At 60.9% G+C, this 13,084-nt stretch carries 16 protein-coding genes; 8 read left to right on the forward strand and 8 right to left on the reverse strand.

Annotated features, from left to right (window positions below; translation table 11 throughout):
- Positions 1–119: 119 nt before the first annotated feature.
- The 4 genes from ftsY to rpoH all read left to right on the forward strand — a co-directional run bounded on the left by ftsY (position 120) and on the right by rpoH (position 4,217).
- The gene (ftsY, locus tag ACSAMW_RS16055) at positions 120–1,562 is read left to right on the forward strand and encodes a signal recognition particle-docking protein FtsY (RefSeq protein ID WP_500591131.1); all 1,443 of its coding nucleotides are present in this window, start codon (positions 120–122) and stop codon (positions 1,560–1,562) included.
- On the forward strand, positions 1,559–2,230 hold the full coding sequence (gene ftsE / locus ACSAMW_RS16060) for a cell division ATP-binding protein FtsE (protein ID WP_500591132.1): 672 nt from the start codon (positions 1,559–1,561) through the stop codon (positions 2,228–2,230). Before ftsY ends, ftsE begins: the two co-directional genes overlap by 4 nt.
- Positions 2,227–3,255 carry a permease-like cell division protein FtsX gene (gene ftsX / locus ACSAMW_RS16065; protein ID WP_500591133.1) on the forward strand — a complete coding sequence of 343 codons (1,029 nt, stop codon included), beginning with the start codon at positions 2,227–2,229 and terminating at the stop codon, positions 3,253–3,255. The genes ftsE and ftsX overlap by 4 nt, the downstream gene beginning before the upstream one ends.
- A 107-nt stretch (positions 3,256–3,362) precedes the next feature.
- Positions 3,363–4,217: an RNA polymerase sigma factor RpoH gene (gene rpoH, locus ACSAMW_RS16070; protein WP_168085220.1), complete on the forward strand. Its 855-nt coding sequence runs from the start codon at positions 3,363–3,365 to the stop codon at positions 4,215–4,217.
- Between the two features lie 249 nt (positions 4,218–4,466).
- Here the strand turns inward: rpoH and mtgA are convergent, their stop codons facing one another.
- Entirely contained in the window at positions 4,467–5,189 is a 723-nt protein-coding gene (gene mtgA, locus ACSAMW_RS16075; RefSeq protein WP_500594059.1) for a monofunctional biosynthetic peptidoglycan transglycosylase, read from the reverse strand.
- 71 nt (positions 5,190–5,260) lie between these two features.
- On the opposite strand from mtgA, the gene ACSAMW_RS16080 reads away from it, so the two are divergent.
- The 4 genes from ACSAMW_RS16080 to trmB all read left to right on the forward strand — a co-directional run bounded on the left by ACSAMW_RS16080 (position 5,261) and on the right by trmB (position 7,483).
- On the forward strand, positions 5,261–5,632 hold the full coding sequence (locus tag ACSAMW_RS16080) for a DUF423 domain-containing protein (RefSeq protein WP_500591134.1): 372 nt from the start codon (positions 5,261–5,263) through the stop codon (positions 5,630–5,632).
- Between the two features lie 81 nt (positions 5,633–5,713).
- A complete protein-coding gene (gene thiS / locus ACSAMW_RS16085; protein WP_168085049.1) occupies positions 5,714–5,914 on the forward strand; it encodes a sulfur carrier protein ThiS in 201 nt (66 codons plus the stop codon).
- A 43-nt stretch (positions 5,915–5,957) separates the two neighbouring features.
- The gene (locus ACSAMW_RS16090; RefSeq protein ID WP_500591135.1) at positions 5,958–6,752 is read left to right on the forward strand and encodes a thiazole synthase; all 795 of its coding nucleotides are present in this window, start codon (positions 5,958–5,960) and stop codon (positions 6,750–6,752) included.
- A gap of 8 nt (positions 6,753–6,760) precedes the next feature.
- Entirely contained in the window at positions 6,761–7,483 is a 723-nt protein-coding gene (gene trmB / locus ACSAMW_RS16095) for a tRNA (guanosine(46)-N7)-methyltransferase TrmB (RefSeq protein WP_500591136.1), read from the forward strand.
- 95 nt (positions 7,484–7,578) lie between these two features.
- On the opposite strand, the gene ACSAMW_RS16100 is transcribed toward trmB, so the two are convergent.
- The 7 genes from ACSAMW_RS16100 to proC form a co-directional block, all read right to left on the reverse strand.
- The gene (locus ACSAMW_RS16100) at positions 7,579–7,902 is read right to left on the reverse strand and encodes a DUF3392 domain-containing protein (RefSeq protein ID WP_500591137.1); all 324 of its coding nucleotides are present in this window, start codon (positions 7,900–7,902) and stop codon (positions 7,579–7,581) included.
- 9 nt (positions 7,903–7,911) lie between these two features.
- Positions 7,912–9,051: a radical SAM family heme chaperone HemW gene (hemW, locus tag ACSAMW_RS16105; RefSeq protein WP_500591138.1), complete on the reverse strand. Its 1,140-nt coding sequence runs from the start codon at positions 9,049–9,051 to the stop codon at positions 7,912–7,914.
- Positions 9,052–9,056: 5 nt separating this feature from the next.
- On the reverse strand, positions 9,057–9,653 hold the full coding sequence (rdgB, locus tag ACSAMW_RS16110) for an RdgB/HAM1 family non-canonical purine NTP pyrophosphatase (RefSeq protein ID WP_500591139.1): 597 nt from the start codon (positions 9,651–9,653) through the stop codon (positions 9,057–9,059).
- Positions 9,654–9,750: 97 nt separating this feature from the next.
- A complete protein-coding gene (gene metW, locus ACSAMW_RS16115) occupies positions 9,751–10,371 on the reverse strand; it encodes a methionine biosynthesis protein MetW (protein WP_168085043.1) in 621 nt (206 codons plus the stop codon).
- 7 nt (positions 10,372–10,378) lie between these two features.
- Positions 10,379–11,518 (reverse strand): homoserine O-succinyltransferase MetX, encoded by a 1,140-nt coding sequence (gene metX / locus ACSAMW_RS16120; protein ID WP_500591140.1) that lies wholly within the window; start codon positions 11,516–11,518, stop codon positions 10,379–10,381.
- A gap of 144 nt (positions 11,519–11,662) precedes the next feature.
- A complete protein-coding gene (locus ACSAMW_RS16125) occupies positions 11,663–12,253 on the reverse strand; it encodes a YggT family protein (protein ID WP_500591141.1) in 591 nt (196 codons plus the stop codon).
- 10 nt (positions 12,254–12,263) lie between these two features.
- Positions 12,264–13,082, reverse strand: a complete 819-nt coding sequence (gene proC, locus ACSAMW_RS16130) for a pyrroline-5-carboxylate reductase (protein WP_500591142.1) — start codon at positions 13,080–13,082, stop codon at positions 12,264–12,266.
- Positions 13,083–13,084 lie beyond the last annotated feature (2 nt).

Consider the following 13,084-nt stretch of genomic DNA (forward strand, 5'->3'; position numbering starts at 1 on the left):
CCATGATTGCCAGGTGGCCCGGTTTTTGAGCAGTGACGAACGCGTCGGGTGAAAAAAGGTCTGTTTTTTTTCCGAGGCGCCCCCGCTGGCGCTTCGCTACTTTGAGATAGCCACCTTCCATGTTTGGTTCCAGTGACGATAAGAAGACCCCGGCCCCGGCCGGCGAGAAAAAAGGCCTGTTCGGTTGGCTTCGCAAAAAGCCGCAAGCGCCTGTTGTTCAGCCTGAACCTGAGCCGGAGCTGCCTGTTCCCGCTGCAGAAACCGAAGAGGCTGCGGCCGAGCGCGCAGTAGCCCTTGCGCCAGAGCCAGTGCTGGCGCCAGAGCCAGAGCCAGAGCCAGAAACCGCCCTGGCGCCTGTCGTTGAGCCTGCGCTTGTGCCGCCAGCCCGGCTCGAACTACCTGTTCCGGAGGAGGCGGTAGGCATTCAGCCAGAGCCAGAACCGGCCCCGCTGCCGCCGCCAACGCCCGCACAGGCTGCCCAGGCTGCGGCAATCCCAGAGGTATCAACGCCCGCCCCTGCGCGCCTCCCCGAGCCCGAGGTGCCACTGGCCGAGGTTGCGCCGCCGGTCATTGCGCCCCTTGCACCCGTGGTTGCCCCAGCGGTACCTGCACCTGTGGCCGAAGAGCCTGCCAAGGTCGGCTTCTTTGCCCGGCTCAAGCAGGGCCTGAGCAAGACCAGCGCCAGTATTGGCGAGGGTATGGCCAGCCTGTTCCTGGGCAGAAAGGCCATTGACGACGACTTGCTCGACGACATTGAAACGCGTTTGCTTACAGCCGACGTCGGCGTAGAAGCAACGTCCGTCATCATCCGCAACCTGACGCAGAAGGTTGCACGCAAGCAACTGACAGACGCGCAGGCCCTGTTTGTTTCTCTCCAGGAAGAGCTAGCTGCCATGCTCCGCCCTGTTGAGAAACCGCTGGTCATCAGCAAGCAGCAAGGCCCCTTTGTCATTCTGGTTGTGGGTGTAAACGGCGCCGGTAAAACCACCACCATTGGCAAGCTGGCGGCCCGTTACCAACGCGAAGGCAAAAAGGTGATGCTGGCGGCGGGTGACACCTTCCGTGCCGCTGCGGTGGAGCAGCTGCAGGTGTGGGGCGAACGCAATGGCGTGCCGGTGATAGCCCAGCACACAGGCGCAGACTCTGCCTCGGTCATCTTTGATGCCGTGCAGGCTGCCAAGGCGCGTGGGGTGGATGTGCTGATTGCCGATACGGCTGGCCGTTTGCATACCAAAGACAACCTCATGGAAGAGCTCAAGAAGGTGCGTCGGGTAATCGGCAAGCTGGACGAAGCGGCACCACACGAAGTGTTATTGGTACTGGACGCCGGCACTGGGCAGAACGCGATCAACCAGGCCAAGCATTTCAATCAGTCCGTGGCACTCACCGGCCTGGCGCTGACCAAGCTAGACGGCACGGCCAAAGGCGGCGTGATCTTCGCACTGGCCAAGCAGTTCAGCCTGCCCATTCGTTACATCGGCGTGGGGGAAGGTATCGACGACCTGCGCGCGTTCGAGGCCGATGCTTTCGTTAAGGCTTTGTTCGCCGAGCGTGAGGCATGATCCGTTTCGAACAGGTGGGCAAGCGCTATGCAAATGGCCATGTGGGGCTGCACGAACTCAGCTTTCGGGTGCGCCGTGGTGAATTCCTGTTCGTGACCGGGCACTCCGGGGCGGGTAAAAGTACGTTGTTACGCCTGCTGCTGGCGATGGAGCGGCCTACCAGTGGCAAGTTGCTGCTGGCCGGGCAAGACCTGGGCCAGATCAGCAATGCGCAGATCCCTTTCCTGCGTCGGCAGATCGGGGTGGTGTTCCAGAACCACCAGTTGTTATTCGATCGCACGGTGTTCAACAACATCGCGCTTCCTTTACAGATTCTTGGCCTGCCCAAGGACGAGATCGCCAAGCGGGTGGACTCTGCGCTGGACCGTGTATCGCTGAATGAGAAAGGCCCGCTGTACCCAGGCGACCTGTCTACAGGCCAGCAGCAACGTGTGGGCATCGCCCGCGCTATCGTCCATCAGCCGGCCTTGCTGCTGGCCGATGAACCTACGGGCAACCTCGACCCTCGATTGGCTGCGGAAATCATGGGCGTATTCGAACACATCAACCGGTTGGGGACCAGTGTGCTGATCGCCAGCCATGACCTGGCATTGATTGCCCGCATGCGCCATCGCATGCTCACGCTGCAACGTGGCCGCCTGATCGGCGATGGGGAGGCTGGCCAATGAGTGCGACGCGCAGCCCAAAGGTATCGGACCGTGTGGCACCCAAGCCTTCCGATAATGCGCCGAAGAAAAAACCTCGGCGCAACGACCAGGATGACGGGCCAGGCTTCAACGCCCTGTTCAATGCTTGGCTTGAAAGCCACCGAGCGAGCCTGGTCGATAGCCTCAAGCGATTAGGGCGCCAGCCCTTCGGCAGCTTTTTCACCTGCCTGGTGATGGCTGTTGCGCTCAGCCTGCCCATGGGGTTGTCCCTGCTGCTCAAGAATGTGGAGCGCCTGGGCGGGTCCTGGCAGCGCGCGGCGCAGATCTCCCTTTATATGCGCATGGATGCTGGTAGCCGGGAGGGCGAGGCGCTGGTTGCGCAGGCTAAAGGCCTGGCAGGTGTGGCAGACGCTGAATTCATCAGCCGTGAAGAGGGCCTTGACGCGTTCCAGCAGCAGTCAGGGCTCGGTGAGGCGCTCAAGGAGCTGCCGGACAACCCCTTGCCGGGCGTGGTTGTCGTCACACCCTTGGAAGTAGACAAGCCTGCGCTCGAGGCGCTGCGTACCCAGTTGGCGGCGCTACCGAATGTGGAGCAGGCTCAACTGGACCTCGTATGGGTAGAGCGCCTGGCGGCCATCCTCAAGTTGGGGGACCGCTTTGTGTTCGGGCTGGCGGTCTTGCTGATTTCGGCCCTCTTATTGGTGATCGGTAATACCATTCGGCTGCATATCGAGAACCGGCGTAACGAGATCGAGGTCATAAAACTGGTAGGGGGTACAGATGCCTATGTTCGGCGCCCGTTCCTGTACATGGGTGCCCTCTATGGCTTTGGTGCCGGGCTATTGGCCTGGGCCGTGCTGGCCTTCGGGCTGGACTGGCTCAATGGCGCCGTCGTGAACCTTGCCGGATTGTACGGCAGCGACTTCGCCCTTGGTGGGGTACCGTCTTCAGACGGTTTTTCCCTCTTGCTAGGGGCGGTATTGTTGGGGTATATCGGTGCGTGGATCGCTGTGGCGAGGCACCTTCGGGAGCTGGCGCCGCGTTAACCATATTTTTGGCGCCAAGGACTGTGCCGCCGGAACTCGGTCCGAGTGGTACGGTCTATTGGTGTCGGCGCCCACAAGGCGCACATCTGTTTGTTGGAGGTTTTTGAATGACCACTTCCTTGCAACCTGCGCACATGCTGGTTCCGGGTGCGAACCTGGAAGCCTACGTGCATGCGGTGAACAGCATTGCCCTGCTGACACCGGAGCGGGAGCGCGAGCTGGCAGATAAACTCTACTACAGCCAGGACCTCGAAGCCGCCCGTGAAATGGTGTTGGCCCACCTGCGCTTCGTTGTACACATTGCCCGCAGTTATTCGGGCTACGGCCTGGCACAGGCCGACCTCATCCAGGAAGGCAATGTCGGCTTGATGAAAGCTGTCAAACGCTTCAACCCGGAAATGGGCGTGCGCCTGGTGTCCTTCGCTGTCCACTGGATCAAGGCTGAAATCCACGAATTCATATTGCGCAACTGGCGCATTGTGAAAGTGGCTACTACCAAGGCCCAGCGCAAACTGTTCTTCAACTTGCGCAGCCAAAAGAAACGCTTGGCCTGGCTAAACAACGATGAAGTGCACCGTGTAGCTGAAAGCCTGGGCGTAGAGCCGCGTGAAGTGCGCGAAATGGAAAGCCGCCTGACGGGTCAGGACATGGCCTTTGACCCGGCGGCAGAGGCCGATGACGACAGTGCGTTCCAGTCACCGGCTCATTACCTAGAAGACCACCGGTACGACCCGGCACGGCAGCTTGAGGATGCTGACTGGACAGATACGTCTACCAGCAACCTTCACGAAGCCTTGGAAGTACTGGACGAGCGTAGCCGCGATATTCTCTACCAGCGCTGGCTGGCTGAGGAAAAGGCCACCCTGCATGAGCTGGCAGCCAAGTACAACGTGTCTGCCGAGCGCATTCGTCAGCTGGAAAAGAACGCGATGAACAAGCTTAAAGGCTCCATCGCCGCCTGAACCCTGTCACGGCCACGCCAAGCCCTACAGTGCCGAAACTGTAGGCCTGGCGTAGCCAGGGAACGAATTGCACCTGATATCGCAGGTATCTGTTCGCCGGCTGCGCCAGCTCCCACAGAGCACAGCCTGGTGCAGATCCTGTAGAACCTGGCGCAGCCAGGGAACAGCTTTTTCTGATGTTTCAGGGTTTGGGAAGGCTTGATCTGCCGGCTATGCCAGTGCCAACAGGTTCTGATACAACGGGTTAGCTTAATCTGCCCAAGGTAGGGCTCTGGCCTTGTTCAGGTTGTTCAGGTAATCCGCCCCGCCCAATTGCCCCATCTGTTGCCGAATCCATGCTGCCCTACGCAGTACATACGGGCTGGGCCTGGCAGCACTCCATTCCCGTGGTGCAGGCAGCACAGCTGCGAGCAGGCTGGCCTGTTGGCGCGAGAGGTTGGTTGCACTGGTATGGAAGTGGTGCTGCGCTGCCGCTTCCGCACCGAATACGCCGTCGTCCCATTCAGCACTGTTCAAGTAGACCTCTAGAATACGCTCCTTGGGCCACAGCACCTCGATCAATACCGTGAACCAGGCTTCCAGCCCTTTGCGCAGGTAGCTGCGCCCAGACCACAGGAACAGGTTCTTGGATACCTGCTGGCTGAGCGTGCTGGCGCCTCGAAGTGCACCACCTTGCTCGTTGTGGGAAAACGCGGCACGTATGGCCTGGAGGTCAAAACCCCAATGGAAGGGGAATTTCTGGTCTTCGCCTGCGATAACCGCGACTTTCAAGTCGTCTGGCAGGCTGCTCCAGGGGCGCCATGTGCGCTGCAGGTCGATGGGCTGGCCGTCGAGCCACGACTGAACCTTGCGTTCTACCATTAACGCCGTGCCAGGTGGCGGTACCCAGCGAAGCACCAGTACCAGCGCTACGCTACCAATGACAAACCACATGAGAACGCGACGAATGTGGTGCAATAAAGTCCCTAGCATAGTGAGCTTGGCCCGGCCGAAAGAGCGGGCCATTATACAGGCCTGATGCCTGTGGATCTGGACGAACCTTTATGTTGCGTAGTTTCCTGATGTTGGCGGCCGTCTTCGGCTTTAGCGGTGTTGGCTTGGGTGCTTTTGCTGCTCACGGCCTCAAGGGCCGCCTTACGCCTGAGTACCTGGCTATCTTTCAAACCGGTGTGCAATACCAACTGGTTCACGCCCTGGCCTTGCTGGGCGTTGCCGTGCTGGCTAACCTGCTGCCGGGCCGCCTGATCGGTTGGGCGGGCGCGTTGTTTTGCTTGGGTATCGTCTTGTTTTCCGGCAGCCTCTACGCACTTACCCTGACCGGTGTTGCTCGCTTGGGGATCATTACGCCCTTCGGTGGGCTGGCTTTCCTGGCGGGCTGGGCCTGCCTGGGGCTGGCCGCCTGGCGCCTGGGCTGAGCCAGGCCGTCGCACGCGTCTTGGTCGAGAAGGGGGATCGGGCTAGAATGCACGCCCTCACTTTTCCAGATGGCGCCCTACATGCGCATACAGTTGAACGGAGATGCCTTCGAGCTGCCCGACGGTGAAACGGTCGCGGGCCTATTGGCCCGCATGGACCTGGCCGAGCGTCGTGTCGCTGTCGAGCTGAACCTGGACATCGTGCCTAGAAGCGCACATGCCAGCACGCTACTGAACGAGGGTGACCAGGTGGAAGTGGTGCAAGCCATCGGTGGTGGCTAGCCCTGCCTGTGTTCCCTGTTCACCCACCTATGAGGATTATCCAATGAGTACCTCCCGCAGCGACAAGCCGTTCGTTCTCGCTGGCCGTACCTACCAATCCCGCCTGCTGGTGGGCACGGGCAAGTACCGCGACCTGGAAGAAACCCGCCAGGCCATCGAAGCCTCCGGGGCCGAGATTGTGACAGTTGCCGTACGCCGCACCAACATCGGCCAGAACCCAGGGGAACCCAACCTGCTGGACGTGTTGCCGCCCAGCCGTTACACCATCCTGCCCAATACTGCAGGCTGTTACGACGCCCTGGAAGCCGTACGCACCTGCCGCCTGGCCCGCGAGTTGCTCGACGGTCACAACCTGGTGAAGCTGGAAGTACTGGCTGACCAGAAAACCCTGTTCCCCAACGTGATTGAAACCCTCAAGGCTGCCGAAACGCTGGTCAAGGAAGGGTTTGACGTGATGGTGTACACCAGCGACGACCCGATCATTGCACGCCAATTGGCCGAAATCGGCTGCATCGCGGTCATGCCGCTGGCGGGCCTGATCGGTACAGGGCTGGGCATCTGCAACCCTTACAACCTGCAGATCATCCTGGAAGAAGCCAAGGTGCCCGTACTCGTGGATGCCGGTGTAGGTACTGCGTCGGATGCTGCCATTGCCATGGAGCTAGGCTGCGAAGCCGTACTGATGAACTCGGCCATCGCGCATGCACAGCACCCCGTGCAAATGGCCGAAGCCATGAAACACGCGATCATTGCCGGCCGCCTGGCCTGGCTGGCCGGTCGCATGCCGAAAAAACTCTATGCCAGCGCGTCTTCACCGCTGGATGGCCTGATCAAATAAGAGCGTCCATGACTGATTCGCATAACACCCCGGCTGAGGGTGAAGGCACCCCGGCCCATCACCGTGCCATCAAAAGCTTCGTAATGCGTGCTGGCCGCATGACTGAAGGCCAGCAGCGGGGCCTGGAACAAGGCGGGCCGTTGTTTATCCTGCCTTTGGCCGACGCCCCTGTAGACTTCGATCAGGTATTTGGCCGCTCAGCCCCGCGTACCTTGGAAATCGGCTTCGGTATGGGGCATTCCCTGCTGGAAATGGCCGCCGCCGCGCCGGAGCAAGATTTCATTGGTGTGGAAGTTCACCGGCCCGGTGTGGGTGCGCTGCTCAACGGTGTGCTCACACAAGGTTTGAAAAACCTGCGCGTGTACGACTGCGATGCAATAGAAGTGCTCAAGCGCTGCGTGGCCGATGCCAGCCTGGACCGGTTAATGCTGTTCTTCCCCGACCCTTGGCACAAGAGCCGCCACCACAAGCGGCGCATCGTGCAACCAGCCTTTGCCGAACTGGTACGCACCAAGCTCAAGCCCGGCGGCGTGTTGCACATGGCCACCGACTGGGAACCTTACGCTGAGTACATGCTGGAAGTGATGAACGTAGCCCCTGGCTACCGCAATCAGGCCGTTGGCGGTGGTTGCGTGGAGCGGCCCAGCGAACGCCCCATTACCAAGTTCGAGCGCCGTGGCGAGCGGTTGGGGCATGGGGTGTGGGACTTGAAGTTCGAACGGGTGGATTAACGGCTGCCTCTGTAGGAAGCGGGCAACGCCCGCGAATACCTCTGGGCCTTAGCCCGTTTGTTCGCGGGCTTCGCCCGCTCCCTACAGTAGTTTGGCTATTTCCTGTCAGCTACCACCCCAATGGCCACCAGTACTGCAATCAATGCGGGTGCCAGGCTGTAGTTGTTGAATTGCTGCAAACCACGCAATACCCAAGGTGTGGCGTGAATCAGCAACGCGCCACTGCCCACTGCGCAACCTAGCGCTAGCACCGGGGCGCGCAATGCGCCACTGAAGCTTCCTACTTTCTGCGCGCCCCAGCTTTTCACATGGGAGCCGAACAGCACCAGCGCGCAGCCTACCAATGCCAGAGCAATTTCCGACAGGTTGCCTCGGCACCAGCGCGACATTGTTTCAAGCACATCCAGTAGCGGTTCCATCTCGGGTCCTTAGGTCAAAAACAGTTGCAGAAGGTCGTTGAGAAACAGCTGGCCTCGTGCGGTCGCGGCCAGCCGCTCGGGGTCTGCCAGCAGCAGGCCTTTGCGTTCGGCCACAGCGCGGCCTTCGGCCAGGGCAGACAATGGCAAGCCGGTGCGTGCTGTGAACTGCGCGGCAGGCACGCCATCGGTCAGCCGCAAGGCATTCATCAGAAACTCGAACGGCAATTCGTCTGGCTCGAGTACCTTGTCGCCTGCCATGAAAGGTTTGGCCAGGTTCAGGTAGTCCTTGGGCAGGCGGGTTTTCCAGGTACGGCGTACGGTGCCGTCTGCTGCCGTAAGCTTGCCGTGGGCCCCAGCGCCGATGCCGATGAAATCCCCGAAGCTCCAGTAATTGAGGTTATGCCGTGCCGCACGGCCCGACCGGGCGTAGGCCGACACTTCGTACTGGGCAAAGCCTGCACTGGCCAGCAGGGCCTGCCCGGCCTCTTGGATATCCCAGAGAATGTCGTCTTCAGGCAACTGAGGCGGCTGGTTCCAGAACACCGTATTAGGTTCCAGGGTCAGTTGGTACCAGGACAGGTGCGTAGGGGCGAGCGCGATGGCTTGGCGCAGGTCGCCCAGTGCCTCGTCCTGGCTTTGGCCGGGCAAGCCGTGCATCAAGTCCAGGTTGAAGTTATCGAACCCCGCCCGCCGCGCCATTTCCGCAGCCCGCAGCGCTTCATCACCGCTGTGGATACGCCCCAGCGCTTTAAGCTTATCGGCCTGGAAGCTCTGCACGCCGATGGACAGCCGGTTGATGCCTAGCTGGCGGTAGGCTGTGAACTTGTTTTGCTCGAACGTGCCTGGGTTGGCCTCAAGGGTAATTTCCACGTCAGCGGCCATGGAAATGCGCGCGCGTAGCCCGTCCAGCAAACGGTCCAAGGCCGCTGCACTGAACAGGCTGGGCGTACCACCGCCAAAGAAGATGGACGTCAGCGGCCGGCCGAGTACGCCCGGCAGCTCTCGGTCGAAATCATCCAGCAACGCGCTTACATAGGCGTCTTCAGGAATGTCCGGCCCGGCTGCATGGGAGTTGAAGTCGCAATAAGGGCACTTTCGAACACACCACGGGATATGGATGTACAACGCCAATGGCGGCAAGTCAGGCATCGGCGTCACTCAACGCCCAGGCGCTGGCGCAACAGGGCCATCGCACGTGCCCGATGGCTGAGCTGGTTCTTTTCCACAGGGCTGAGTTCAGCACTGGAGCAGTTGCGCTCAGGTACCCAGAACAGTGGATCGTAGCCAAAGCCATTGGCACCGCTGGCCGCCTGCAGAATACGGCCCTGCCACAGGCCTTCACACAGGATGGGCAGCGGGTCGTCGGCGTGGCGTACCAGCGCCAGCACGCAGACGAACTGTGCGCCGCGCTCCGTTTCAGGCACGCCTTCAAGGGCGGCCAGCAGTTTGGCGTTGTTGGCTGCATCACCCTGCCCATCAGCGTACCGAGCAGAGTAGATGCCAGGCGCGCCGCCCAGATGGTCCACGGCCAGCCCTGAGTCATCTGCCAGTGCTGGCAGGCCCGACAGGCGTGAAGCATTGCGGGCCTTGAGAATGGCATTCTCGACAAAGGACAGGCCGGTTTCTTCCGGCTCAACCTGGCTGAACTCGCCCACCGAGCGCAGGTGCACCTGGTGGCCCAGCATGGCCTGGAGTTCTTTGAGCTTGCCGGCGTTATGGCTGGCGAGTACCAACTGAGTAAGCGTGATCATGGGGTAAAGGTTTCATCCGTATCGGCGGTAGCGCGCCGAAAAATAGCGGGCAGCATGCCCCTCGGCAGGCGCGGGGGCAAGCGCGGGGGCCAGACGGTCAAACGGCCATATGTTCAGGGCGTAGCTGGGGGCTGCTTAGCCGATAGATGCCAATCTCGCCCAGCAGGTTGGGCCAGGCCCGGCTGGCCCAACCATGGCGGTGCTGGTGATCGACCGCCAGGCGTTCCAGTACCTGTGCATTGCGCTCCCGGCACAGGGCTTCGAAATCTTCGAAGGTGCAGAAGTGGATGTTAGGCGTGTTGTACCAGGTGTAGGGCAGGAATTCTGACACCGGCATGCGCCCTTTGGTGGCCAGGTACCAGCGGCAGCGCCAGTGGCCGAAATTGGGGAAGGTGATGATGCATTGGCGGCCAACCCGTAGCATCTCCTCCAGAATACGGTCCGGGTACTCCATGGCCTGCAGGGCCTGAGTCATGACTACCACATCGAAACTGTTGCTGGCGAAATTGCCCAGCCCCTTGTCGACGTTTTGCTCAATCACGTTCACGCCTTTGCGCACGCATTCATTGATGTTGTCAGGGTCGATTTCCAGGCCGTAGCCGGTCACGCCTTTGTGGTCGCGCAACCACGCCAGGAGTTCGCCATTACCGCAGCCCAGGTCGAGTACCCGGCTACCGGCCGGTATCCATTCCTGGATGATTTCCAGATCGGCTCTCATGGGCACCTCAGATCGCAATACGGTTCATATAGCGGGCAAATGCCTGCAAATAGCGTGGAATGGGGATCAGGAAGGCATCGTGGCCCTGGGGCGCATCGATTTCCAGGTAGGACACACTTTTGCGTGCTGCCATCAGTGCATCGACGATTTCCCGTGACCGGGCCGGTGAGAAGCGCCAGTCGGTGGTAAAGGACATGATGCAGAAATCTGCCGTCACGCCGGAAAGCGTTTTGGCCAGGTCATCCCCATGGGCAGCCGCAGGGTCGAAATAGTCCAGCGCCTTGGTCATCAACAGGTAGGTGTTGGCGTCGAACCGCCCGGAAAACTCTTCACCCTGATACCGCAAGTAGCTTTCCACCTGGAACGCCACGCTGTGGAAGTCGTAGGCCAGTTGATCACTCTTGAGTTCGCGGCCGAATTTCTCGCCCATGGAGTCATCTGACAGGTACGTGATGTGGCCCACCATGCGTGCCAGCATCAGCCCGCGTTTGGGAATCACGCCTTCAGCCTGGAAGTCGCCGCCGTGGAATTCAGGGTCTGAGAGAATGGCTTGCCGCGCCACTTCGTTGAAGGCGATGTTCTGGGCCGACAGCTTGGGTGCCGAGGCGATGGCCACGCAATGGCGCAGCCGATCGGGGTAGCTGATCGCCCATTGCAGCGCTTGCATGCCGCCCAGGCTGCCGCCCACCACGGCCGCCCACTGTTTGATGCCCAGCCTGTCGGCCAAGCGGGCCTGGCTGTGCACCCAGTCTTCCACCGTAAGCACTGGAAAGGTTGCCCCAAACGGCTTGCCCGTGACAGGGTCGATACTCCCAGGCCCCGTGGAACCGTTGCACCCACCCAGGTTGTTCAGGGCAACCACAAAGAACCGGCGGGTATCGATGGGTTTGCCTGGGCCAATGGCACTGTCCCACCAGCCGGGCTTGCGATCGGCCTCGCTATGAAAGCCGGCTGCGTGGTGATGCCCTGAAAGCGCATGGCAGATCAGGACAGCGTTGCTGGCGGTGCTGTTGAGCTGGCCATAGGTCTCATAGACCAGTTCATAACTGGCCAGCGAGCGGCCACAGGCCAAGGGCAACGGTTCGCTGAACCGCGCCACCTGTGGCGTGACCAAACCAACCGAATCGTCGGGGAAGGCTGTAGGCATCGACCCTGCTCTCACTCAAATGAGGCGTAAGGATAAGGAGGGGGGGCGGAGGGGGCAAGGCTTTGCCCCTGTCAATCTTGCCCAGCATCACAAGCGTGGGCAAAGCCCGACGCCTGCGGAGGTTAGGCGTGCTCTGCCTACCGGTCAGATCAACGTGCGCAGGATCTGCGGCATGCCGGTCATGGCCGCCAGGTTGTTGATCACCAGCATGTCCAGCAGCTTGAGCACCATAAAGGCGAGAATCGGGGAGATATCCAGGCCGCCCAGGCTAGGCAGGAGGCGGCGGAAGGGCGCCAGTATGGGCTCGCAGATCTGGTTGACCAGTTCTGCGCCAGGGTTGTGGCTGGCCGGTGCGACCCACGACAGGATCACACTGATGATCATGGCGAAGAAGAAGATGTTCAGAAACAGCGCGGTGACACCGATGATCGACCAGATCAACAGCTGCACAGGGTTGCCTGTGGTGCCATAGGCCAGCAATAGCGTGAGCGCCATCACGATCAACTGAATGACGATGGCCAGCAGCAGCGAGGACATGTCCAGGCCGAACAGGCTGGGAATCACCCGGCGGATGGGGCGCAGCAGGGGTTGCGTGGCCCGCACCGCGAATTGGCTCAGGGGGTTGTAGAAGTCTGCCCTCACCAGTTGCAGCACAAAACGCAGCAGCACAATCAGCAGGTACAAGCTGCCGAGGGTTTGCAGCACGTAAATCAATGCGGTGTTAAGTCCAATCATCTAATGCTCCTTAGTTGGCCAGTTGTTCGGCCAGTTCTTTCGAACGGTGCGCCGCAGCGCCGAGGGCCTTTGCTACCAATGCTTCAAAACCATTCGCCTGGAAGGCCTTGATAGCGGCCTCCGTGGTACCGGCCGGTGAGGTCACCCGGCGGCGAAGCTCGGCGGCATCCACGTCACTGGTCGATGCCATCTGTGCGGCGCCCAGTGCGGTTTGCTCAGCCAATGCTTCAGCGGTGTCACGGGGCAGCCCCAGGTCCACACCGGCCTGGGTCATGGCTTCGATCATCAGGAAAAAGTAAGCCGGGCCGCTTCCGGAAACAGCAGTCACCGCGTGTAGCTGCGCTTCGGTGTCCAGCCACAAGGCAAGGCCTACAGCACCGAGCAACTGCTCGGTAACGGCCTTCTGTTCGTTTGTGACCTGTGCCGTAGCGTACAGCCCGCTGGCCCCCTGGCGAAGCAGTGACGGGGTATTAGGCATGCAACGTACCACCGGGCATTCGCCCAGCCAGGCTTGCAGGCTGGCGCACGTGATACCGGCGGCCACGGAGACGATCAACTGGCCAGGCTGCAAGGCGGGGCGCAAGGCCTCGCACACGCCCTTCATGACCTGCGGCTTGACGGACAGCACGATGACGTCCGCGCCTTTCACCGCTTCGGCATTGTCTGCAAAGGTGGCGATGTCGTAGGTGCTACCAATGCGCGCGCGGGTCTCCTCACTGCGGGCGCTGGCGGTTATATGGCTGCTGTCGATACCTTCAGCCCGTAGCCCTGCGATCAGGCTGGTAGCCATATTGCCGGCACCAATAAAGGCAATGCGTGGTGTGCTCATGG

It is taken from the genome of Pseudomonas sp. AB39(2026) (genome assembly GCF_059831485.1).